Source organism: Streptomyces sp. NPDC048338 (assembly GCF_043201055.1).
Lineage (GTDB): Bacteria > Actinomycetota > Actinomycetes > Streptomycetales > Streptomycetaceae > Streptomyces.
The window spans coordinates 19259-38252 of record NZ_JBICYQ010000024.1 but is presented as its reverse complement, the minus strand read 5'-3'; the positions used below and the strand labels follow the sequence as shown (position 1 = coordinate 38252).

The following is an 18994-nucleotide window of genomic DNA, read 5'->3' as shown; positions in this document are numbered from 1 at the left end:
TCAGGCGCTTTCCGCCTGGAACATCCAGGCGTGATGTCCCGGACTAGCCACTGACCTGCCGCAACACACCCTGAGACCTCCGGGATTCCGGAATCGTTCCGCCCTGCTGCGGAGATCCCTCCTCCGCGACAGTCTCACCCGGCTCCGCCCACGCCGCATCCAGAACGTCGCGCGTCTTCTCCTCCGCCTCCGCGAACAGGTGCGCGTACGTCCGCAGCGTCGTCATGACGTCCCGGTGACCCAACCTCTTCTGCACCACCTTCGGGTTCTCGCCGCCCGCGATGAGCACCGAGGCGTAGTGGTGCCGCAACTCGTGCCAGTGCCGCGCGGGCGCCTTCGCCTTCTTGCAGATGGACTTCAGCGCGTAGTCGAGCGTCGACTCACCGATGAGCCCGCCGTCCGCCATGACGAACACGAGGCCCTCGCCAGGCCCCTCGCCGCGGGGCGGGTTCGCGTGGACGTAGGCGGCCAGCAGGTCAACGGCGCGCTTGGTCAGCGGCAGGGTACGTAGGCCGGCGCCCGTCTTCAGTTCGTCGAAGTACATGCCCTTCCGCTTCTCGTACACCAGCTGCTGGTCCACGAGCATGGTGCGGCGCAGGAAGTCGATGCGGTCCAGGCGGAGTCCGCGGATCTCTCCGGAGCGCAGGCCGGTCAGCGCGTTGAGTGCGATCATCGCCGCCCAGCGTGGGTGGTAGGCGGCCGCCACCAGCTCGCGGACCCCGGTGATGTCCGGCGGCTGGGCCGCGCGTTCGTCCGCCGGAGGCGCGGGGATCTGCTCGAACGGAGAGAGAGGGATGACGCGGTCGATGACTGCCAGGCGGAAGATGCCGCGCACGTACCTCGACACGCGATTCGGGTAAGTCCCCTTCAGCTTGTACTTGCTGGTGAGGAGTTGCTGCCAGGCGCCGGCCTCGGACGGGCGGATGGAGCGGATCTCCCGGTTGCCCCACTCGGGGATCAGGTAGCGGTTGAGGACGCCTTCGTATTCGACGCGGCTGCGCTCGTTGATGTTCAGCGAGGGGAGCCAGGTGTCGAACGCGAACCGCTCGACGGTGACACGGCCGGCCTTCGGGTCGAGCCACGACCCGGACTGCTTGGCGGCCTCCTGCTTGACGATCTCGGCCTCGGCCTCGGCCTTCGTCTTCCACAGTGACGTGACCTCGGTGCCGTTGGGGTCGTCGTAACGGGCCTGCCAGCGCTTCCCCTTGCCGTGGGCGGCGGAGGCGACTAGGCCCTTGTGCTCGCCGCACTGGGCATCGCCCGGGGCCGGGCGGCTCTTGTGCCAGCGGTCAGCGACGTACCCCATGCAGTGCTCCGAGGATCAGGCCGGCGTCCAGCCCTACGCCGAGGAGGGCACACACGGCCTGGTGTCGGAGTTCAGGGTTGCGCGCGGCCAACTCGTTGACGACGGCTGCGGGCTTGCCGTGAATGCTGGTGGTGAAAGCAGCGACCTTCGGCCCGAGGTTAGCGGTGATCACTGCGGGCTTCTCGGGCATGCGGCAACCCCCGTACGTAGGCGGCCGGAGTGGGTGACTCCGGGTCCCGGGAGCATATGCCGTGTGACCACTTGGTTGCTATCCGTACGCACGTACGGGTGAAAGTTGTATGCAAAACGTCTTCAGATCAAACCCTCTCGACGCAAAGCGTCCAACGCGGCCGCTGTCGCGTTGGCGATCTCCTCCGTTGTCGCAGCGATGTTGTGGACCATCGAGCTGGTCAGGATCTGACCAAGGCGCTCTTCATCCACCTGCTTCTGGACCGACGTCTCGGCCCAACCGCCGGGGACTCCGCCGCCACCGAGGACGTCTTCGATCGACCCGGGGGGCCATTCGAGAGCGGACGCGATGCGGCCGAGGGTGTAGGGCATGCGGGCCTTGGGCACAGTGCCGGCTTCTGCATCTTGGACGCTGCGGGCGGAGACGTCGGCGAGGGCGCCGAGCTCCGCCTGCGTCAGGCCGCGGTGCTCGCGGGCAGCGCGGAGGGCGTGGCCGAGCCGGGCCCAGGCTCCTGGGTCACGGTTCATGGGGGGTGGCCCCTCTCCCTGTCTGTGTCGCATGCATGCAACGTCACGCAACGTTCCGCAACAGAGTAAGGGCACGCTGCCCGGCACGCGATAGCGACCCCCGAGGTTGACCAGAAACTCGCCAACCGTCTACGGACCGTGACTTCTCTCGACGTGTCCCAACGCATCCGCTTGCATCCCTGCGCTTCGTTGCGTATCGTCTCCGTCATGAAGGCCGACGGACCGAAGATCCGGCAGCTACGCGAAACGAGTGGGCAGGGTCTACGCCGGTTCGCAAAGGCTGCGGGGATCTCCGCATCGCACCTCTCCCGCATCGAGCGAGAGGTAACGGACCCACAGCCCGAGGCTCTCGCTCTCATCGCCACCCATCTGAAGTGCGACATCGGCGACCTCATACCGGAAACGAATGGAGACGACAGTGGCGACGACCACCGACGCGCCGGAACTGATGACGACGAAGGAAGTCGCGGCGCACATCCGTAAGACCCCGCACGCCGTGCGGCAGATGCGGCACCGCGGCATCGGCCCGCGGGGATTCCGCGCCGGCCGCGACGTGCTGTACCCCCGCACCGCCGTCATGGCGTGGCTGGCCGCCCGTGAGCAGGCCGACCCGCTCGCGCAGCGTGCCGCGGCCTGACATGCGAACGGGGCCGCCAGGACCCTGCACGGTCCGAGCGACCCCATGGCACCCGCACTACCCATCAAAGGAGCGAACCACCGTGAACAACGGTACCCCCAACCAGAGTCAGAGCAGTGCCGCTACGGCGCTCGTCCAGCTGCTGACGGAGAACCCGTCTCTCCCGGTCATCGACTGGCGAATCGACGCGGCCGGCGTACTACACGGCGTGGCCCACAACGACACCGTCGACATGCGGGCGGTCGTGGCCCGGTATGCGGCGGCTCTGGGCGGCGAGCCGTCCGAGCTGTGCTACCGGCACGATGGCCGTGAGCTGGCCTCGGTGCAGCTGACCGCCGTGTGGCGGGACGTGACGATCAAGGTGACGGGCTACTGCCTGGCCGAGTCGCTCGGTCAGGTCGTGTCGTCGCCGGAGCACGACTACCCGGCGAGCCGGGCAGCGATCCGGCACCCGTCGCACGCTCGGACCCGCCGGTACCTGGCGGTCCGTCCCTTCCCGGAGCAGAGGCAGGCGTCGTGAGCGCCCCGACCCAGTCGGACGTGCCCGAGCTGGTCGCCGAGGTGACCCGGCTCCAGGCCCGCGTCGCCGAGCTGGAAGCCGCAGCCGAGCAGGTCGCCCTCTTCTGCGCCCAGCGCGCCGAGTACGTCACCACCCTGCGCCAGCACGGCAGCAGCGACGCGGACTACTTCCGCTGGTCGGGACACGCCGAAGCCCGGCGCCAGCTGTCGCAGCGCCTCGGCCTGCCGGTCGCTTGGCCCCTCGGGGACGGCGAGTCCCCGCCCGCTCCGGCCCGCCAGCAGGAAGACCCGCACGACTCCCTGCTGCACCACGACTACGCCGTCCCCCGCGACCTCCCCACCCAGCAGGGAGGTGGCCACTGATGGCCCGCTGGAAGCGACGTCCGATCGCCAACCACCGGCTGCGCGCCGACGACTGTCGCCGCCACCCCCGCGTGTGGATCGAGATCGGTACCTACAACTCCCGGCAGTCCGCCGAGTCCACGGCACGCCATATCCGCCGCGCCGACCGCCTGCCGCACTACATCCCGGCCGGCGCGTACGAGACCCGCACCGCACCCACCGAGTACGGCCACGCCCTGTACGCCCGCTACGTGGGTGAGACCCGGTGAGGCCCGGCCTGCTCCGCGGCTGCCTTTGGGGCACGCCGTTCGCCCTCATCCTCTGGGCGCTGATCATCGCCGCCAGCAACGCCATCTGGAGAGCACTGTGACCACCGACCTCACCGCCACCACGGGCGGCAGCCTCGCCATCCGCCCCGACCAGACCACCTGGACACCCGACCAGGCCGCCGTCCTCCGGCAGTCCGGCATCGACAACGACGTGACCGGCGCCGAACTGTCCGGGTTCCTGCACCTCTCGCAGCGCACCGGCCTGGACCCGTTCTCCCGGCAGATCTACCTGATCGGCCGGTGGGACAACCGGCAGAAGCGCAAGGTGTTCACGCCGCAGACCAGCATCGACGGATACCGCGTCATCGCGCACCGCGTCGTCGCCGCAGCCGGGCACTCCCTCGGCTACGAAGACACGCTGTGGTGCGACGCGTCCGGCCGCTGGTACGACGTCTGGCTGAAGAACGAGCCGCCGGCCGCCGCGAAGGTGGTCGTCGTCCGGAACGGTCAGCGGTTCCCGGCGGTCGCGAAGTACGAGGAGTACGTGCAGCGCGGCAAGGAGAACAAGGTCATTGGCCTGTGGGGCAAGATGCCCGCGACCATGACGGCCAAGTGTGCCGAGGCCCTGGCCCTGCGGATGGCGTTCCCGCATGACCTGGCTGGTGTGTATACGGCTGAGGAGATGGCGCAGGCGGACAACCCGCAGCCGGAGCGGCACCTGCAGTCGGTGCAGCAGGGCGATCCGGACCCGTGGGCAACTGCCGAACCGGCCGGGGGCCCGGCGGTCAAGGGCCGCTCGCAGGCCGCCCAGGACGTGGCTGACGTGGCGACGATGACGAGCAACGCGGGCGCCGTCAAGGACCTGTACAAGCAGGCGCATGCCGCAGGTCTTCTCTCGGAGACCGTCAAGGTCGACCGCGAACTCCTTGAGCTGGGTACCTACCTGATCGCCCGCGGCAAGGAACTCGCGAAGCCGAAGCCGGACGTTGTGGACGCCGTGGTGGTGGAGGACGTCCAGTTGCCGGTCGACGACCACGCCGCCGCCGTCGCCGCGCTCCGCGAGTTCGCCGCCGAGCAGCACATCGACGACATCGACCGCGACGCCTACCAGGCCCTCGGCGCCCCGCTCGCCGACGTGTCCGCCACGGCCATCTGGGGCCTGCTCAACCAGCTCACCGCCGCCTGACCCACCGCACGGCCGGGGTCGCCCGCACCCGTAGTACGGGCGGCCCCGCACCCAGGAGAACACATGAACCCCAAAGACCTCGCCACCCGAGCAGCCATCCTCTCCGCCCTCCACGACCGGATCGGCGACGAGCTGAAGACCGCCAAGGCCGACCTGCAGACCAGCCTCAAGGCCGCCAAGGCAGAGACCGGCACGCAGCAGATCGGCATGGACCTCCTCGGCCGCGACCTCGGCAAAGCCACCCTCGTCCAGCCCAAGGCCGCCGCCGTCGTCACCGACAATGCCGCGCTCCTCGCCTGGGTCCGGCAGGTCGCCAAGTCCGAGATCACCACCCGCATCGTCGCCGAGATCCGGCCCGCCTGGCTCACGTCGCTGCTCAAGCAGATCAGCGCCGTCGGCCGGCCCGAATGGGCCGACCCCGAGACCGGAGTGATCCACGACGTCCCCGGCATCACCATGCAGGGCCGCGCCGCCCACGTCCGGATGACCGTCACCGCCGACGGCGAGCAGGTCATCGCCAAAGCGTGGCAGTCCGGCGCCCTCACGGCCATGGTGCTGCCCGAGCTGGAAGCAGGTGAGCAGGCATGAAGTGGCCGTTCGTCACCCGCCGGTACGCGCAGGGCTCCCTCGACATGGCGGGCGCCGCGTTCCGCCACGAACTCGCCAAGGCCCTCGCCGACCTCGACACCGAGATCCGCGCCCGCAAGCGCGCCGAAGCCCACGCCCGGCAGCTCGCCAAGCGCCTCGACGAGATCACTGCCACCAGCCAGGCCGCCGACAAGCCGGTGACCTGGTGACCCCCACGACTCCCGCGCCCGGGATGACGGCTCCCCTCCCGGGCGCGGGCACCAACTGGAAGGCCGACGGCCTCTGCCGCCAGGTCGACCCCACCATCTTCTTCCCCGAGGCCGGCGACGGCGCCACCGCCCTGCAGGCCAAGACTGTCTGCCTCGCCTGCGAAGTCCGGCTCACGCGCCTGGAGTACGCCATCGAGCACGGCGAGACCGGCATCTGGGGCGGCACTACCCGCGACCAGCGCAAGGCCATTCGCCGGGCCCGCGACGTCATCCGCGTCCGAGGCGCCCAGAACGGAGAAGCCGCATGACCACCACCGACTGGCGGCTCGCCGCCGCCTGCCAGGGCCTGGCCCACCTGTTCGACGCCGAAGCCGGACCCGACGCCAATACCGCCAAGGGCTACTGCCTCGGCTGCCCCGTACGCACAGAGTGCCTCGACGCCGCCATGGCAGAGGAGGTCGGCGACTCCACCAGGCGGGCCGGCATCCGCGGCGGCCTGAACCCGAAGGAACGTAGCGGCCTGGCCCGGCAGGTGCGCGCCAAGGCCCGCGCCGGCACTCCGGCCAGCGCCCCACGGCCGAACACCGGCGGAAAGCCGCTCGCCCCCTGCGGCACCACGACCGCCTACGAGCGGCACCTGCGCCGCAAGGAGCCCATCGACGACGCCTGCCGCGCCGCAGGCAACGCGAAGCGAAGGGCGTCACGCGCCAAGGCCAAGAGCCCCGTGGCCTGCGGCACGCGCCGCGGTTACCAGAAGCACCGCCGGAACGGGGAGCCCGCCTGCGATGCCTGCCGGTACGCGAACGCTGCGGCCGACCGGCGGCTCCGCACCACCGGCTCCACCGTCGCCGCATGAACCGTCCCGAGCCGGTGTGTGACGTCCCCCAGCCCGAGCACACCGGCCCGGCCCGCCTCTACCCCTGCGGCTGGCGCTGCACCACCCACGCCCCCAAGCCCCGCACCACCACCGATCAGGACGGACAGAACCCATGAGCACCATCGCCCACATCACCGGCCGCCTGAACACCCGCCTCCTCGGCGAAGCCGTCGCCATCGAACTCGGCATCAACAAGGAGGAGGGCACCGCCATCGTGCACACCGTCCTCGGCATCATCACGCGCGCCGTCGTCGCCGGCCACCCCGTCGCCATCACCAACTTCGGCACCTGGATCCCCGTCCACAGCGAGGCCAGGACCGCCCGCAACCCGCAGACCAACACCGCGATGACCATCCCGGCCCGGCAGGAGCTGCGCTTCCGTCCCTCCGACCGTCTCCGCGCCCTGGTCGCCGCCGAAAACCCGGCCGTGGCGTCGATCCGCAAGAAGCCGAAGACCGCGAAGACCGCCTGACCGCGCCCGCCCGGGGCCGCCGCGCCCCGGGCACCGCCCCACCACCACCGAGCAGGAAGAAGCCGCACATGCCGAGCCGGTTCGAGTACGAGCGGGCAATCCGCGCCAGCGAACTCAAGCCGCCCTCTCGGCACCTGGCCCTCACCATCGCCACATGGGCGGACGCCCGAACCGGCATCATCCCCGACCGCTACCAGCCGTCCCTCACCACACTTGAGAGGGCAACCGGCCTGTCCCGGGCCACCGTCCGCACACACCTCGACTCCCTGGAGAAGGGCGGCTGGGTCAAGCGCAGCCGCCCTCCGGTAGCCAAAGCGAGGGCCGAGGGCGAGACGACGAAGTACCGCATTCTGGTCCCGCGCACAGCCGTCGTGCCGGACGAAGACCCCGCCGAAGGTAGGGCAGGAGCTGCCCTACCCGAACCCGAGGTAGGGCAGGAGCTGCCCCAGGCTAGGGCGGGAGATGCCCTACCGGTAGGGCAGGAGCTGCCCTTGGGTAGGGCAGGAGCTGCCCTCAGTAGTTCCAGTAGTTCCAAGAGTTCCGTTGAGTACCAGCAAGCAGGAGCAGCCGACTACGGCATCCCGGCAGAAGCCCGCCCCCTCGTTGACGCCCTCTCCCTCGCCAACGTCAACGTCCGCTGGCCCTTCACCGGCAACGAGTGGTTCCCCCTCCTGGCGCTGATCAAAAAGTCTGGCGTCCAAGCCATGACCGACCACGCCGCCAAGGTCGCCGCCCGCATCGACGTCGAATCCGCCCGGTACTTCCTGGCGGGCTGGGCCGAACTCCCGCCCCTCCCCACCGCAGACGCCCCCCGCCCGCCGCTCCGCGCCGTCGCCGGCGGCTGGCAGCCCTACACCAACCCCACCGACCCGTCCGTCTACGAGAGGGGATTTGGCCATGACTGAACCCATCCACCTCGACAACGCCGCCGCCATGGCCCGCCTTAACGCCGGCCTCGCCGCCCGCGGCCTCAACCAGATCCCCGGCGGCCCCGTCGAAGACGGCCCCACCCCCGACGAGCCCGGCCACCCCGAGTACCACCGCCGCCAGCGCGCCGACTGGGCCCTGGACCGGTGGAACACCGCCGTCCCCCCGCGCTACCGCAACGCCACCACCACCCACCCCGACGTACAGGCCTGGGCCGACCGCGTCGCCGAAGACCCCACCACCGCCGGAAGCATCCTCCTCACCGGCACCACCGGCACCGGCAAGACCCACGAGGCGTACGGCGCGTTCCGCCGCATCGCCGAAGCTGGCCCCCGCAGCTACGAGATCCGCGCCATCACCGCCGCCGACATGTACGGCCTCCTCCGCCCCAACGGATCCGCCCGAGGCGCCGAAGAAGAACTCCGCCGCCTCTGCCGCGTACCGCTCCTCCTCCTCGACGACCTCGGCTCCGCCAAGGCCACCGAGTGGACCGAAGAGATCACCTACCGGCTGATCAACGAGCGGTACAACGCCTGCCGCCCCACCGCCTACACCTCCAACCTCCCCACCGACTCGCGCGACGAGAAAGGCCAGCGCCACGGGCCCGACCTCATCACCGCCCTAGGCGAACGCATCGTTTCCCGCCTCTCCCAAGACACCGCCGTCGTCGCCATGACCGGCCCCGACCGCCGAAGGAGCGTCGCATGATCCCCGACGCCGCCCGCGCCGTCATGGCCGCCGGCCTCGACGACTACCGCCTCACCACCCCCACCGAGCAGCAGACCCCCGACGGAGCAATCGAACGCATAGGCGAATACCTCCTCGGCGACGGCTGGACCATCACCCCCAACACCCACCCCACCCCACCCCACCAGTAGCCCAAACGTTGGGCACCACCCACCACCGGCACCCCCGCCGCCTAAGGAGCGACATGCCCGACACCACCACCGCCGACAGCCAGAAGCCCCTCTGGGCCATCGACCACCCCTACTACTGCCAGGAGGGCAACTACTACAAGAACGGCCAGCACCTCACCTACGCCTCCTGGACCGACTTCCACCAGGAGTGGGGCGACCTCGACGACGACTACAACCTCGTCTTCCGCTGGGACTGGCAGCGCCCCGACCCCACCGACTACGAGCCCTACGGCGAGGACGTCCCACCGAACACGCTCCAGGTCTTCTGGGTCCTCCAGCGCAAAGCCATCCTCCGCTCCACCGAATGCCCCGTCACCGAGGCCGAAGAGCCTGCCATCCGCGAATGGCTCACCAGGAAGGCCACCCACCTCCGCCTCGTCTGGGAGCCGCTCCTCGACGACCAGCAGCCCGCCTGACCGCATCCGGTTCCACCCAACCCGCGCGAAAGGACCCACCCCATGGGCATGTCCCACAGCACCTACCTCGCCTACGGCTTCCAGATCCCCACCACCGACATCGACCTCCTCGAAGAGACCCCCTTCCCCGAGGGCGTCGGCTTCCTACTCGCAGGCGGCTACGACCGCGACATGACGTTCCTCGTCACCGAGTGCACCAAGGTCCGGCTCGGCGACCACCGCAAGGTCAAGCCCGACTCGTTCGACCGCCCCGAGATCGATGCGTGGAACACGGCGCTGACCGAGGCAGCCAACCGGCTCGGCGTCACCAGCGGGTTCGAGCCCGGCTGGTTCGTCGTCCCCGACGTCAGCTGACCCGCCGCCTGATCCGGTTCCACCGCCACCCACACAGGAGACCCGACACCGTGACCCAGCCTCACACCGTCCACACCTCGGCCGGCCCCCTCACCGTCGACGCGACCGAGCCGAGCCCTGGCCTGCGCGTCTACCAAATCCCCGCCGATGTCAGCACTGGCTCGCCGTACCGATGGATCCTCGCCCACCACGGCGGCCCCGCCCTGGCCTCGTTCAGAACGGAGGCGGAGGCCAACAGTGCAGCTGGGCAGGCGGCCCCGCTCGTCGACTGGACGCGCAACTCCATGACCGTGGCCAACCTGCTGGGGCCCGCCGGGATGGAGGACCTCATGCGGCAGCTCCGCGAAGCCGGCGGCCAGCACCCCAACGCCTGACCCGCCTCGTGATGTACGGCAGCCGTCCCGGCCGCACCTATCGGCCGGGACGGCCCAACCCCCATCCCACCACACGACCGGAGACCACCGTCATGGACCGCATCTACATGAACCGCATCGACGGCGAGCAGCGCATCCACATCGAGATCGCCAGCAACGAGGTGTCCGACGTCCTCGACGACCTGGCCGATGACCCCGAGCACTTCGACGCCACCCGCCGACTCCTGGAGATCCTGCGCACGGCGGAGGAGATCTTCTGCCCCACCGTCAGCGAGACCCGCCGCACCCGGGACGCCGCCCGCCAGGCCACCGGACAGCCCGACGTGTGCGCTTGCGGACACCCCCGCGACAGGCACAACTCCGCCTGCGCCCACTGCCCCTGCGTCGGCTACGCACAGACGTGGCCCCGCCAGGGCGCCGACCGGGCCGCCGCTTGCCACCCTGCAAGCTACGCAGGCGAGTGCCCGTGCCCGCCCAACGGCCGCTGCTGCAAGGTCGCCACCGCCGACCCGACCACCGCCGACGACCCGACCCCGCTCCGCAACGACCTCGCTGGCCCCGACGGGCCGGTCGTCGAGCAGCCGATCGAAGGATGCCCGGAGTGCATCTCCCCCGGAGCTTGTAGCGGCAGCTGCTTCGCGGGGCCCCCCGCCGTCGGGCAGCTGGCCGCGCCCGCCGAAGGGCGACGCGAGATGGCCCCTCGCAGACGCCTGGAGATCATGATTCGCACCGACCGCGGGAGCATGACCGCCTGGTCGCCCGCCGAAGTGCGCGACGCTCTCGACGCCTACCGGGCCGCCATCCTCCGCGAAGCCGCCGACGGTCTCAGCGCCGCCTACTTCCCCGACGGGCTTACCGTCCAGAACGTGCGCGCCCACCTCCGCCGCATGGCCGACGAGGCCACCCCGTGACCGTCCTGGCCGCCGTCCTGTACATCGCCCTCGACCCCACCCTCACCGGCCTCCCCACCGGCATCTGGGCCAACCGAACCCGGAGAAGCCCGATGACCCTCCCCACCGCGGAGCAGCTGCTCAACCTCGCCGACCGCACCCCCCACGGCCTCACCCCCGACGAAACCGCACGCCTCCGCCAGGGTGTCGCCCACCACTGCGCCCGCGCCGAACAGGCCGAAGCCGAGCTCACGGCCCTCAAGACCATCACCTCCGGCTACTGCGGACACTGCGGCCGAGGCGACTGCTCACCCACCGCCGACCAGTGGTACGAGCAGCGGCAACGCGCCGACCGCCACGAGGCGCTGCTCCGCCAATACCTCAGCCTCACCGACATCACCCACAAGTATCCGATCCAGGGCGGTCACGACTGCCTTGGGGTGAACCTCACTTGCGCTGGGTGCGCTCTCGCCGACGAGATCCGCGCCGCCCTCGCACGCCGACGCACCACGAAGGAGAACTGACCATGGGCGTCCTCGGCCCCAGTGACGAGCGCCGCCTCGCCATCTGCGAGTGGCTCACCGCCAACGGCATCGACCCGAAGACCGTCCCCTCCTACGGGATCATCCGCGTGGTACGGCGCGGCAGCGACAGCGTCATCCGCTACGAGGTGTTCAGCGGGCTGGTCCGTGAGGAACGTGAGGCGCCCCTCATCGTTGAACCGCCCGAGCGCTGGCCTGCCTGACCCCGAACATGCCGGAGCCCCCGCCCTGTTGGACGGGGGCTCACGTGCGCAGCTACTCGGCAGCCGACGGCCGGCCCTTCAGATCCGTGCGCTGCCCCTGCCGAGACTTCCGCCCCGCGAAGTACGGGCGCGCCAGACGGTAGTCCACCGCCTTCGACCGGCCGACCGGCACCACCGGCGGGAAGTCCGGATCCTCCCGCGCCAGCTGCGACACCCGCTGATTGCTCATCGACGAGACCACCCCGTCCTCAACCAGCCGGCGCGCCAACTCGCGGAACGACACCATGTCGGGCCCCCCTTCCTCGGCTACGGGCATGGGCACCATTCTTCCTGACCTACTAGGCATTTGCCTAGGAAGTCGCTACGCTCAATTCAGCACCAGCAGAACGGCCCCGGACCGGGCTTCCACACACCGGTCTGGGGCCAGCCAACCCCTGAGCTACCAGGAGCCGGCCATGCCCGAGCGTACCCACGCCACCCAGCAGGACGAAGCCCTGCGCCAGTGCCGCGACGACGACATCCGCGCCACCGCCCGCTTACTGCTGACCCGCCTCGCCACGTACCTGACCCGCACCCGCCCGGCCGACACGATGATCGAGGCGTCCCGCAAGTACCTCGCCCGCAACTACGCCGTGACCCACGCCCGCTGGGACACGCAGTACGCCGACGCGCTGGAGGCCGCGCTCCTCGCGGCCATGCCGCACCCGCGGCCGCAGCAGACGCGCGGCGAGTACGCCATCGTCATCCGCCCCACCGGGAGCAGCCGGTGACGACGCCTACCGAGCTGGCTGAACGACGCAGCCGCGTCGCGAGCCTGGCGCAGGACGGTGAGTCGAACCGGCGCATCGCGGCGCAGCTGGGTGTTGCGGAGGCCACGGTGCGCCGCGACCTGGCGCACCTGGCGCAGCAGGCCGACGCAACCCCGACGCAGACCGACGCACCCTGCGCCACCGAGGGCGACGCACCCGCGACGCACCCTGACGCACCCGCACCGACGCGCGCCGCCCTCCTCGCCGACCGCCTGGCCACCCGGGCGACGCACACCGACGCAGCCGTGCGCCACGCCCACGACGCAGCCACCGCGTGCGCCGCTCTCCGGCCCGCCTACGTCATGACCGACCCCGCCACCGCGGCGCGCTGGTACGCACAGCTCCGCGACGCAGCGACGCAGCTGAAGCGGCAGGCCGACGCATTCGCCGACTACTACCCATTCGCCCGACGCACCCAGGCCGACGCACCCGACGCAGCCGACGCACAGTGCGCCACCGAGGGAGACCACACATGATCTGGGCCACCCTCGGCGGGGTCACCATCGGCCTCGCCATCCTGATCCGCTACGCCATCCTCTGGTGGCCCGGCGCCAAGAGCCTCCAGTCCGCGGCCATCGGCCACCTCGGCCGGCTGCTCCCGTTCCTCGCCGCATGGGCCTACGGCACCCTCGCCATCCTCACCGTCGGCGGCCTGATCGGCTGGATCGCCGACACCACCCTGTGGATCTCCAACTGGTTGGGTGACGTCGCCCTCGTCTGGGGCGTCGGCGGGCAGGCCGGCCGTACCAGCCGCGCCGCCACGTACCTGCCGCTCACCCAGACCGGCGGCGCCGTCGTCCTCCTCGCCACCGTCGCCGTCGTCACCGCGGTCAAGGCCACCCGCTACGGCCAGGACATCAAGCTGGGCGCCTGGTGCGGCATCTGCCTGGGCACCAGCGCGGGCATCGCAGGGTTCGCCGGTGTCCCGTTGGCGCAGGCTGCGAACTGGGCTGGCGGCGCTCTGTACGGGGCGATCGGATGACCACCGCCGAGCAGGCCCCGGAGGCCGAGGAGCAGCCGTCCAAGCTGGCCGGCGGCTGCGTCCTGGTCGCCGCTGCGGCGGCCGCGGGGGGCGTCGTCTACGCGGTGCCCGAGGTGGGCTACACGGTGGCCGGCGCGCTCGTCACCATCGGCGTCGGCAAGGTCCGCGCATCACTTTCGCGGCGCCGCGAAAGTGATGCGACCGAGCCTGACGAGCTTGATCCCGTCGACATCGTGGCCGTGCTCCACCATCTGGGCGAGGGCGGGCAGCATGTCCGCCTCACCCAGCTCCAGGACGCCACCGGGCTGCCGGACACGAAGGCCGTGCGCGCGCTCCTCGACGATGCCGGCGTCCCCGTCCGGGCGGGTGTCCGAGCGGGCAGGAAGAACGGGCCGGGCGTCCATCACGACGACTTCCCCCCTCTTGACCGAGCCCCTTCCGGGCGTTGTTTGTGCAGGTCAGGCGCCAACGCCAACGCCAACAACGGCCAGGGGGAGGGGGGCGGGGAGGGGTTGCGTGTGGAGGCCATCGGCCAGGCCGGGACCGTCGTCCACACCCCCGCCGAGGCATCCCGCCACCACCGCATCACGGCTGCGGGGAGGTGAGCACCCATGATCCAGCGCCTGTTGACCGCCCTCCGCGCCGACTACTGCGCCGCCTGCGGCTGGTGGACCAAGCCCGCCTGCGGACACCCCTGATACGGAAGGATGACCACCATGAACAACGAACCCTGCGGAGAGTCCGGCTGCTACTGCCACGGCACCAGCTCCGAGCACGCCGACTGCGCATGCGGATGCGACTGCCCCCGCTGTTGGGACTGCCTCCAGAAGACCGACAACTGCGACTGCTGAGCCCCCGCTGTCACACCCCACCGCTACCGTGGACACAACACATCCGCTCCGCTGAGGCCCGCTGCGCCTCAGACCCCGGACGGAGGACCCAAGCCCCACCGGAACAGCGCCCGGTGGGGCTTCCCCGTTCCTACCCCCCCACCACCGAGCCGCGCGATACCGTCGCCCGACCACAGGGACGCACCAAGGGGACAACACCATGAACCAGCCGCCGCCCTACTACGGGCCCTACGGACCACCCCCACCGAAGAAGGGCATGAGCACCGGCGCCGTGGTCGCCATCACCCTCGGCAGCATCGTCGGCGGCCTGGTCCTCCTCGGCGCCATCGCCTCGGTCGGTGACGACGGCGGCGACAGGGTGGACGCCAAGCCGACCCGCACCGCGGCGGCGCGCCCCTCGACCCAGGCCGCCGACGCACCTACCAAGGCCGCCCCCAAGGCGACCGCGGCCGGGTACGGCGACGGGGACTACATGGTCGGCGAGGACATCCCGGCCGGCACCTACGTCAGCACCGGCGCGCAGGCCGGCATCTTCGAACTCTGCTCCATCACCACCGCGCCCACCGCCAAGGGCGTCATGCCGCAGTGGAAGACCGGCAACAAGGACGAGCGGGTCATCATCACCCTCACCGCCGAGGACGGCGTGGTGAGCATCAGCGGCTGCGAGCCACTCAAGCGCCGCAACTAGCCATCACCGCGGCAGCCCACCCCTACAGTGGGCATGCTCCGTTGTAGAACCCGAGGCCCCAGCGATCCCCCCGGCTGGGGCCTCGCTGCATATGCTGGAAAGCAGACGCAGCGAAAGGGGACGACACGCAATGGCGACACCACTCACAGCCAGCAGGCTCGTGGCAGCGCTACGGGCCGAGGGCGTCAAGGTGGTTGAGGTCGACGGGTGGCGGACGAACAACCGCAACCGCATGGGCGCGTGGGGTCCCGTCAACGGGGTGATGCTCCACCACACGGTCACCGGCCCCAAGGTCAACGCCGTCCGGATGTGCTTCGACGGCCTGGAGGACCTGCCCGGCCCTCTCTGTCACGGCGTCATCCGCCGCGACGGCAGCGTGCACCTGGTGGGCAACGGGCGCGCCAACCACGCGGGCGGCGGCGACCCGAACGTGCTGCAGGCCGTCATCGACGAGCGGTACAACGTCCGCCCCCCGGAGCCGCACCAGCACCAGGGCAGCGCGGGCGCGGTCGACGGCAACCCGCACTTCTACGGGTTCGAGTGCGAGAACCTCGGCAACGGGGTGGACCCGTGGCCCGCCGTCCAGGTGGAGGCGATGGTCCGCGTGTCGGCTGCCATCAGCCGCGCCCACGACTGGGGCCACAAGTCGACCATCGGCCACCTCGAATGGTCCGACTGGAAGTCCGACCCGCGAGGCCCCGACAACGTTGTCTCGATGCCGGTGCTCCGTACCCGCATCGCCAACCGCTTGGCGCACTCCGCGTCATGGAACCCCACCGACGAACAGGACGACGACATGCCGACCCCCCTGGTCCTCACCCGCCACGACGACACGCAGCTGCTCCCCGGCGCCGTCGTGGCCGTGTACTGGCCGCAGGAGAACAGCGACCCCGGCAACCAGCACGGCGACGGCGGCAAGACCATGCTGACGAACGCCCAGTACACCGGCACCGTCACGGTCGGGATAAGCGGCCTGAACGAGGGCGAGGGCGTCGAGGTCTACGCCTCGGAGGAGGACGGCAGCGGAACCCTCGTGGGCACCGGTGACGCGCACGTGGTCGTCGGCGTCGGCGGCGAGGGGGCGGCCCCGCTGCAGCAGGCGATCTCCCTCACCGGGTCTGTCGGCCAGCGTCTCGTGCTCCGCGTGAGGAATCTGCAGGAGACCCCCGTCACCCTGACGTTCGCCCGCGCGAACCTCAAGACGTGGCCGAACGCTTAGGCCCTGGTGTGGGGCTGGAGGAGCCGAGCACCAGTGAAATCATTCGCGACATCCAAGCCGAGGTCCAGGCGATCCGGGCAGGCCAGGACGCCTTCGTGGTCCGGGAGCTTCACGAGGCGGAGCTGGTCCGCGTGAAGGAGCGTCTGACGGCACTGGAGCAGAAGGACCGGGAGCGGGTGCGCAACGTCGTCACCCTGTTCGTGTTCCCTCTGCTGGTGGTCCTGGTGGCCTACGCCATGGGGGTGCGGCCGTGAAGCTGAGCGCTCGGCTCGACAACGTGCGATGGGCTCTGCTCGTCATCCTGCTTGCCCTCGCGATCGGCGCCGGGGTGGCGGACCGGTTCGCCACGGCCGACCGCCTGGCCGACCGGGACCGCCAGGTGGCCGCCCTGTCTCAGCAGGTGCGGTCGCTCGGCGGAACTCCGGTGGCCGGCCCCAAGGGCGACACGGGCCAGGACGGGCAGACCGGACCGCCTGGCCCAACAGGACCGGAGGGCCCGGCCGGTGACAGGGGCGCCGACGGTAAGGACGGCAAGGACGGGGCCGACGGCTCGCCCGGCCCCACCGGGGCGCCCGGCACCAACGGCAAGGACGGCGCGGACGGCAGCAAGGGCGAGGCCGGCCCGCCCGGACCATCCGGACCGTCCGGCCCCCCGGGACCGCAGGGACCGACCGGCCCGCAGGGCGACAAGGGCGAGCCCGCCGAGGCGTGCCCCGTCGGCTACACCGGCGAGACCGTCCAGGTGGCAGGCAAGGACTACTTCATGTGCAGGAGGGATCCATGACCGACCAGTACGTGTGGGTCCGCCGGGAGAAGGAGAGCCCGCAGGCCTACGCGGCGTTCCGCGAGTACATGAACCTCCGTTCGACCAACAAGGTCGCCGAGTCCCTCAAGCGGTCCACAGCGCTTATCCACAGGTGGTGCACACAGCACGACTGGGTGGCCCGCACAGTCGCCTACGACCAGTTCATGGCCCGCGCGGAGACCGACGGCCACGCCAACCAGCTGGCCTCGGTCCGCGAGAAGCACATCGACCTGGCCGACAAGCTGCTCGACCACCTCGGCGACCGCCTCGAGGACTTCATCACGGAACGCGTCGACCCGACCGTCCGCTGGACGCAGGCGTTCACCGCCGCGGTGAAGGCGCAACAGGGCGCGTTCCTGATGAAGGACCAGGACCGCACCTCCGAGCTGCTCACGACCGCCACCGAGCTCCTGGCCCGCCTCGACGACGCAGAGAAGAAGGGCAGCCCGTGACCATTACCCGGGCCGACCTGGAGCGCCTGCCGCCGAGCGAGCTGCGCACCTTCGTCGACCAGCTGGAGCAGGTCGTGGCCGACCGCGAGTCCGGCCGTGTGCCGTGGCTGTGCGACCGCCCCGACTGTGACGGACGTCCGCACCCGGGACGCCCCGGGCCGCACTCCCGCGCGGCCCAGCGCGCCCCCGACAGCGACGACTGGGACACCTGGCTTGCCCTCGCAGGCCGCGGCTGGGGCAAGACCAGGACAGGCGCAGAGTGGGTCATCGAGCAGGCCCGCACGCTGGAGCGCGGCGCGCTGATCGGCCCGACCGCCGCGGACGCCCGCGACATCCTCGTGCAGGGCGAGTCCGGGATCCTGGCCTGCGCGCCGGCCACGTTCCGGCCCGTGTACTACCCGTCCCGGCGGCAGCTGGTGTACCCCAACGGCGCCATTCAGACCGTGTACTCCGCGGACGAGCCGGACCGGCTGCGCGGACCGCAGCATCACTACGGCTGGTTCGACGAGCTGGCATCGTGGCGGTACCTGCAGGACGCCTGGGACATGGCGCAGATGGGCATGCGCCTGGGCGACCACCCCCGGATCTGCATCACGACCACGCCCCGCCCCCTGCCGCTGATCAAGGAGCTGCTGAAGGACCCCGCCTGCGTGGCAGTCCGCGGCTCGACCTACGACAACCTCCACAACCTGGCCGGCACCTTCCAGCGGGCCGTTATCGCCAAGTACGAGGGCACCACCCTCGGCCGCCAGGAGCTGAACGCCGAGGTCCTCGAGGACCTGCCTGGCGCGCTCGTGGCCCGTGCGCTGATCGACGCTGCCCGTGTCGCACCGGAGGACGTCCCGGAGCTGGTCTCCATCGTCGTGGGCATGGACCCGGCCGGCACCGGCAAGGGCGACGAGACTGGCCTGGTCGTCACGGGCTGGTCCGCGGACCGCCACCACTACGTCCTGGCCGATGGCTCGCGGAAGCTGACCCCGGAGAAGGCCGCGCGCGCCGCGTTCGCGCTGCTGGAGCAGTACCAGGCCGTGAAGGTCGTCGTGGAGGACAACGGCGGTAAGGACTGGATCGAGTCCGTTCTGCAGCGCGTGTGGCGGGACGTCAACGACGAGGACGCTGGCCCGGCCCCGGTCCGCCGCGTCAACGCCAGCCAGGGCAAGCGGCTCCGCGCCCAGCCCGTCTCCATGCTGTACGAGCAGGGCAAGGTCCACCATGTCGGCAGCCTGCCCGAGCTGGAAGACCAGCTCACCACGTGGATCCCCGAAGAGGACCCGGGCAGCCCGGACCGTCTGGACGCCCTCGTGCACGCCGTCACCCACCACATGCGGCGCGACCGCGCCGCCGGGGCCGTCGTCAACCCCCACCGCGCCACCCGCAGAGGCGCCGTCCACCCCGCCCTGGCCGCACGCCAGACCGCCCAACAGCGACGGGCATCGTAGGAGA

The 18994-nt window shown here is 70.8% G+C and carries 36 protein-coding genes; 32 read left to right on the top strand and 4 right to left on the bottom strand.

All coding sequences use genetic code 11. From position 1 onward, the window contains the following. Window positions 1-43: 43 nt before the first annotated feature. The 3 genes from ACGFZF_RS36935 to ACGFZF_RS36925 all read right to left on the bottom strand — a co-directional run bounded on the left by ACGFZF_RS36935 (window position 44) and on the right by ACGFZF_RS36925 (window position 2023). The gene (locus tag ACGFZF_RS36935) at window positions 44-1306 is read right to left on the bottom strand and encodes a tyrosine-type recombinase/integrase (RefSeq protein ID WP_393561648.1); all 1263 of its coding nucleotides are present in this window, start codon (window positions 1304-1306) and stop codon (window positions 44-46) included. Beyond that, entirely contained in the window at window positions 1290-1496 is a 207-nt protein-coding gene (locus ACGFZF_RS36930) for a hypothetical protein (RefSeq protein ID WP_393561646.1), read from the bottom strand. The genes ACGFZF_RS36935 and ACGFZF_RS36930 overlap by 17 nt, the downstream gene beginning before the upstream one ends. A gap of 122 nt (window positions 1497-1618) precedes the next feature. Further along, the gene (locus ACGFZF_RS36925) at window positions 1619-2023 is read right to left on the bottom strand and encodes a helix-turn-helix domain-containing protein (protein WP_393561644.1); all 405 of its coding nucleotides are present in this window, start codon (window positions 2021-2023) and stop codon (window positions 1619-1621) included. A 207-nt stretch (window positions 2024-2230) separates the two neighbouring features. On the opposite strand from ACGFZF_RS36925, the gene ACGFZF_RS36920 reads away from it, so the two are divergent. The 21 genes from ACGFZF_RS36920 (at window position 2231) to ACGFZF_RS36820 (ending at window position 11745) form a co-directional block, all read left to right on the top strand. Next, window positions 2231-2506, top strand: a complete 276-nt coding sequence (locus ACGFZF_RS36920; RefSeq protein ID WP_393561642.1) for a helix-turn-helix domain-containing protein — start codon at window positions 2231-2233, stop codon at window positions 2504-2506. After that, the gene (locus ACGFZF_RS36915; protein ID WP_393561640.1) at window positions 2430-2660 is read left to right on the top strand and encodes a helix-turn-helix domain-containing protein; all 231 of its coding nucleotides are present in this window, start codon (window positions 2430-2432) and stop codon (window positions 2658-2660) included. Before ACGFZF_RS36920 ends, ACGFZF_RS36915 begins: the two co-directional genes overlap by 77 nt. Window positions 2661-2742: 82 nt before the next feature. Further along, on the top strand, window positions 2743-3180 hold the full coding sequence (locus tag ACGFZF_RS36910; protein WP_393561638.1) for a hypothetical protein: 438 nt from the start codon (window positions 2743-2745) through the stop codon (window positions 3178-3180). Then, a complete protein-coding gene (locus ACGFZF_RS36905) occupies window positions 3177-3542 on the top strand; it encodes a hypothetical protein (protein WP_393561636.1) in 366 nt (121 codons plus the stop codon). Before ACGFZF_RS36910 ends, ACGFZF_RS36905 begins: the two co-directional genes overlap by 4 nt. Beyond that, entirely contained in the window at window positions 3542-3790 is a 249-nt protein-coding gene (locus ACGFZF_RS36900; protein ID WP_393561634.1) for a hypothetical protein, read from the top strand. Before ACGFZF_RS36905 ends, ACGFZF_RS36900 begins: the two co-directional genes overlap by 1 nt. Window positions 3791-3887: 97 nt before the next feature. Further along, complete coding sequence (gene bet, locus ACGFZF_RS36895) at window positions 3888-4976, top strand: phage recombination protein Bet (RefSeq protein WP_393561632.1); 1089 nt, start codon at window positions 3888-3890, stop codon at window positions 4974-4976. A 63-nt stretch (window positions 4977-5039) separates the two neighbouring features. After that, window positions 5040-5564 carry a hypothetical protein gene (locus ACGFZF_RS36890; RefSeq protein WP_393561630.1) on the top strand — a complete coding sequence of 175 codons (525 nt, stop codon included), beginning with the start codon at window positions 5040-5042 and terminating at the stop codon, window positions 5562-5564. After that, the gene (locus tag ACGFZF_RS36885; protein WP_393561628.1) at window positions 5561-5773 is read left to right on the top strand and encodes a hypothetical protein; all 213 of its coding nucleotides are present in this window, start codon (window positions 5561-5563) and stop codon (window positions 5771-5773) included. Before ACGFZF_RS36890 ends, ACGFZF_RS36885 begins: the two co-directional genes overlap by 4 nt. Further along, complete coding sequence (locus ACGFZF_RS36880) at window positions 5770-6081, top strand: WhiB family transcriptional regulator (protein ID WP_393561626.1); 312 nt, start codon at window positions 5770-5772, stop codon at window positions 6079-6081. Before ACGFZF_RS36885 ends, ACGFZF_RS36880 begins: the two co-directional genes overlap by 4 nt. Beyond that, complete coding sequence (locus tag ACGFZF_RS36875; RefSeq protein WP_393561624.1) at window positions 6078-6629, top strand: WhiB family transcriptional regulator; 552 nt, start codon at window positions 6078-6080, stop codon at window positions 6627-6629. Before ACGFZF_RS36880 ends, ACGFZF_RS36875 begins: the two co-directional genes overlap by 4 nt. After that, the gene (locus ACGFZF_RS36870) at window positions 6626-6766 is read left to right on the top strand and encodes a hypothetical protein (protein ID WP_393561622.1); all 141 of its coding nucleotides are present in this window, start codon (window positions 6626-6628) and stop codon (window positions 6764-6766) included. The genes ACGFZF_RS36875 and ACGFZF_RS36870 overlap by 4 nt, the downstream gene beginning before the upstream one ends. Next, window positions 6763-7122: an HU family DNA-binding protein gene (locus tag ACGFZF_RS36865; protein WP_393561620.1), complete on the top strand. Its 360-nt coding sequence runs from the start codon at window positions 6763-6765 to the stop codon at window positions 7120-7122. Before ACGFZF_RS36870 ends, ACGFZF_RS36865 begins: the two co-directional genes overlap by 4 nt. 68 nt (window positions 7123-7190) lie before the next feature. Beyond that, on the top strand, window positions 7191-8027 hold the full coding sequence (locus ACGFZF_RS36860; protein ID WP_393561618.1) for a hypothetical protein: 837 nt from the start codon (window positions 7191-7193) through the stop codon (window positions 8025-8027). Continuing rightward, entirely contained in the window at window positions 8020-8757 is a 738-nt protein-coding gene (locus ACGFZF_RS36855; RefSeq protein WP_393561616.1) for an ATP-binding protein, read from the top strand. The genes ACGFZF_RS36860 and ACGFZF_RS36855 overlap by 8 nt, the downstream gene beginning before the upstream one ends. Further along, window positions 8754-8927 (top strand): hypothetical protein, encoded by a 174-nt coding sequence (locus ACGFZF_RS36850; RefSeq protein WP_393561614.1) that lies wholly within the window; start codon window positions 8754-8756, stop codon window positions 8925-8927. Before ACGFZF_RS36855 ends, ACGFZF_RS36850 begins: the two co-directional genes overlap by 4 nt. Window positions 8928-8980: 53 nt before the next feature. Then, the gene (locus tag ACGFZF_RS36845; protein ID WP_393561612.1) at window positions 8981-9382 is read left to right on the top strand and encodes a hypothetical protein; all 402 of its coding nucleotides are present in this window, start codon (window positions 8981-8983) and stop codon (window positions 9380-9382) included. Window positions 9383-9424: 42 nt separating this feature from the next. Next, window positions 9425-9736 (top strand): hypothetical protein, encoded by a 312-nt coding sequence (locus ACGFZF_RS36840; protein ID WP_393561610.1) that lies wholly within the window; start codon window positions 9425-9427, stop codon window positions 9734-9736. A 50-nt stretch (window positions 9737-9786) separates the two neighbouring features. Beyond that, window positions 9787-10110, top strand: a complete 324-nt coding sequence (locus ACGFZF_RS36835; RefSeq protein WP_393561608.1) for a hypothetical protein — start codon at window positions 9787-9789, stop codon at window positions 10108-10110. A gap of 92 nt (window positions 10111-10202) precedes the next feature. Next, window positions 10203-11021 (top strand): hypothetical protein, encoded by an 819-nt coding sequence (locus ACGFZF_RS36830; protein ID WP_393561606.1) that lies wholly within the window; start codon window positions 10203-10205, stop codon window positions 11019-11021. Next, window positions 11018-11524 carry a hypothetical protein gene (locus tag ACGFZF_RS36825; protein ID WP_393561604.1) on the top strand — a complete coding sequence of 169 codons (507 nt, stop codon included), beginning with the start codon at window positions 11018-11020 and terminating at the stop codon, window positions 11522-11524. Before ACGFZF_RS36830 ends, ACGFZF_RS36825 begins: the two co-directional genes overlap by 4 nt. Window positions 11525-11526: 2 nt before the next feature. Next, on the top strand, window positions 11527-11745 hold the full coding sequence (locus ACGFZF_RS36820; RefSeq protein ID WP_393561602.1) for a hypothetical protein: 219 nt from the start codon (window positions 11527-11529) through the stop codon (window positions 11743-11745). A gap of 52 nt (window positions 11746-11797) precedes the next feature. Here ACGFZF_RS36820 and ACGFZF_RS36815 read toward each other — a convergent pair whose 3' ends face one another. After that, a complete protein-coding gene (locus ACGFZF_RS36815; protein ID WP_393561600.1) occupies window positions 11798-12061 on the bottom strand; it encodes a hypothetical protein in 264 nt (87 codons plus the stop codon). 139 nt (window positions 12062-12200) lie between these two features. On the opposite strand from ACGFZF_RS36815, the gene ACGFZF_RS36810 reads away from it, so the two are divergent. From ACGFZF_RS36810 to ACGFZF_RS36760, 11 genes are all read left to right on the top strand, one after another. Further along, on the top strand, window positions 12201-12515 hold the full coding sequence (locus ACGFZF_RS36810; protein ID WP_393561598.1) for a hypothetical protein: 315 nt from the start codon (window positions 12201-12203) through the stop codon (window positions 12513-12515). Further along, entirely contained in the window at window positions 12512-13030 is a 519-nt protein-coding gene (locus ACGFZF_RS36805) for a DeoR family transcriptional regulator (RefSeq protein ID WP_393561596.1), read from the top strand. Before ACGFZF_RS36810 ends, ACGFZF_RS36805 begins: the two co-directional genes overlap by 4 nt. Continuing rightward, entirely contained in the window at window positions 13027-13536 is a 510-nt protein-coding gene (locus tag ACGFZF_RS36800; RefSeq protein ID WP_393561594.1) for a hypothetical protein, read from the top strand. Before ACGFZF_RS36805 ends, ACGFZF_RS36800 begins: the two co-directional genes overlap by 4 nt. Further along, window positions 13533-14141: a hypothetical protein gene (locus tag ACGFZF_RS36795; protein WP_393561592.1), complete on the top strand. Its 609-nt coding sequence runs from the start codon at window positions 13533-13535 to the stop codon at window positions 14139-14141. The genes ACGFZF_RS36800 and ACGFZF_RS36795 overlap by 4 nt, the downstream gene beginning before the upstream one ends. Window positions 14142-14252: 111 nt before the next feature. Beyond that, entirely contained in the window at window positions 14253-14387 is a 135-nt protein-coding gene (locus tag ACGFZF_RS36790; protein ID WP_393561590.1) for a hypothetical protein, read from the top strand. A 199-nt stretch (window positions 14388-14586) separates the two neighbouring features. Further along, entirely contained in the window at window positions 14587-15075 is a 489-nt protein-coding gene (locus ACGFZF_RS36785; RefSeq protein WP_393561588.1) for a hypothetical protein, read from the top strand. 130 nt (window positions 15076-15205) lie between these two features. Further along, window positions 15206-16294: an N-acetylmuramoyl-L-alanine amidase gene (locus tag ACGFZF_RS36780; protein ID WP_393561586.1), complete on the top strand. Its 1089-nt coding sequence runs from the start codon at window positions 15206-15208 to the stop codon at window positions 16292-16294. Beyond that, window positions 16279-16548: a hypothetical protein gene (locus tag ACGFZF_RS36775; protein WP_393561584.1), complete on the top strand. Its 270-nt coding sequence runs from the start codon at window positions 16279-16281 to the stop codon at window positions 16546-16548. The genes ACGFZF_RS36780 and ACGFZF_RS36775 overlap by 16 nt, the downstream gene beginning before the upstream one ends. Then, a complete protein-coding gene (locus ACGFZF_RS36770) occupies window positions 16545-17078 on the top strand; it encodes a hypothetical protein (protein ID WP_393561582.1) in 534 nt (177 codons plus the stop codon). The genes ACGFZF_RS36775 and ACGFZF_RS36770 overlap by 4 nt, the downstream gene beginning before the upstream one ends. Then, window positions 17075-17551, top strand: a complete 477-nt coding sequence (locus ACGFZF_RS36765) for a hypothetical protein (RefSeq protein WP_393561580.1) — start codon at window positions 17075-17077, stop codon at window positions 17549-17551. Before ACGFZF_RS36770 ends, ACGFZF_RS36765 begins: the two co-directional genes overlap by 4 nt. After that, window positions 17548-18990, top strand: coding sequence for a terminase large subunit domain-containing protein (locus ACGFZF_RS36760; protein ID WP_393561578.1), 1443 nt, complete (start codon window positions 17548-17550; stop codon window positions 18988-18990). Before ACGFZF_RS36765 ends, ACGFZF_RS36760 begins: the two co-directional genes overlap by 4 nt. Window positions 18991-18994: the final 4 nt, after the last annotated feature.

Coding starts and splice junctions, on each gene's coding strand:
- ACGFZF_RS36935 (WP_393561648.1), bottom strand. CDS start 1,306: ATGGGGTACGTCGCTGACCGCTGGCACAAGAGCCGCCCGGCCCCGGGC.
- ACGFZF_RS36930 (WP_393561646.1), bottom strand. CDS start 1,496: ATGCCCGAGAAGCCCGCAGTGATCACCGCTAACCTCGGGCCGAAGGTC.
- ACGFZF_RS36925 (WP_393561644.1), bottom strand. CDS start 2,023: ATGAACCGTGACCCAGGAGCCTGGGCCCGGCTCGGCCACGCCCTCCGC.
- ACGFZF_RS36920 (WP_393561642.1), top strand. CDS start 2,231: ATGAAGGCCGACGGACCGAAGATCCGGCAGCTACGCGAAACGAGTGGG.
- ACGFZF_RS36915 (WP_393561640.1), top strand. CDS start 2,430: ATGGAGACGACAGTGGCGACGACCACCGACGCGCCGGAACTGATGACG.
- ACGFZF_RS36900 (WP_393561634.1), top strand. CDS start 3,542: ATGGCCCGCTGGAAGCGACGTCCGATCGCCAACCACCGGCTGCGCGCC.
- ACGFZF_RS36890 (WP_393561630.1), top strand. CDS start 5,040: ATGAACCCCAAAGACCTCGCCACCCGAGCAGCCATCCTCTCCGCCCTC.
- ACGFZF_RS36885 (WP_393561628.1), top strand. CDS start 5,561: ATGAAGTGGCCGTTCGTCACCCGCCGGTACGCGCAGGGCTCCCTCGAC.
- ACGFZF_RS36875 (WP_393561624.1), top strand. CDS start 6,078: ATGACCACCACCGACTGGCGGCTCGCCGCCGCCTGCCAGGGCCTGGCC.
- ACGFZF_RS36870 (WP_393561622.1), top strand. CDS start 6,626: ATGAACCGTCCCGAGCCGGTGTGTGACGTCCCCCAGCCCGAGCACACC.
- ACGFZF_RS36865 (WP_393561620.1), top strand. CDS start 6,763: ATGAGCACCATCGCCCACATCACCGGCCGCCTGAACACCCGCCTCCTC.
- ACGFZF_RS36860 (WP_393561618.1), top strand. CDS start 7,191: ATGCCGAGCCGGTTCGAGTACGAGCGGGCAATCCGCGCCAGCGAACTC.
- ACGFZF_RS36855 (WP_393561616.1), top strand. CDS start 8,020: ATGACTGAACCCATCCACCTCGACAACGCCGCCGCCATGGCCCGCCTT.
- ACGFZF_RS36850 (WP_393561614.1), top strand. CDS start 8,754: ATGATCCCCGACGCCGCCCGCGCCGTCATGGCCGCCGGCCTCGACGAC.
- ACGFZF_RS36845 (WP_393561612.1), top strand. CDS start 8,981: ATGCCCGACACCACCACCGCCGACAGCCAGAAGCCCCTCTGGGCCATC.
- ACGFZF_RS36840 (WP_393561610.1), top strand. CDS start 9,425: ATGGGCATGTCCCACAGCACCTACCTCGCCTACGGCTTCCAGATCCCC.
- ACGFZF_RS36830 (WP_393561606.1), top strand. CDS start 10,203: ATGGACCGCATCTACATGAACCGCATCGACGGCGAGCAGCGCATCCAC.
- ACGFZF_RS36820 (WP_393561602.1), top strand. CDS start 11,527: ATGGGCGTCCTCGGCCCCAGTGACGAGCGCCGCCTCGCCATCTGCGAG.
- ACGFZF_RS36815 (WP_393561600.1), bottom strand. CDS start 12,061: ATGCCCGTAGCCGAGGAAGGGGGGCCCGACATGGTGTCGTTCCGCGAG.
- ACGFZF_RS36810 (WP_393561598.1), top strand. CDS start 12,201: ATGCCCGAGCGTACCCACGCCACCCAGCAGGACGAAGCCCTGCGCCAG.
- ACGFZF_RS36800 (WP_393561594.1), top strand. CDS start 13,027: ATGATCTGGGCCACCCTCGGCGGGGTCACCATCGGCCTCGCCATCCTG.
- ACGFZF_RS36795 (WP_393561592.1), top strand. CDS start 13,533: ATGACCACCGCCGAGCAGGCCCCGGAGGCCGAGGAGCAGCCGTCCAAG.
- ACGFZF_RS36790 (WP_393561590.1), top strand. CDS start 14,253: ATGAACAACGAACCCTGCGGAGAGTCCGGCTGCTACTGCCACGGCACC.
- ACGFZF_RS36785 (WP_393561588.1), top strand. CDS start 14,587: ATGAACCAGCCGCCGCCCTACTACGGGCCCTACGGACCACCCCCACCG.
- ACGFZF_RS36780 (WP_393561586.1), top strand. CDS start 15,206: ATGGCGACACCACTCACAGCCAGCAGGCTCGTGGCAGCGCTACGGGCC.
- ACGFZF_RS36765 (WP_393561580.1), top strand. CDS start 17,075: ATGACCGACCAGTACGTGTGGGTCCGCCGGGAGAAGGAGAGCCCGCAG.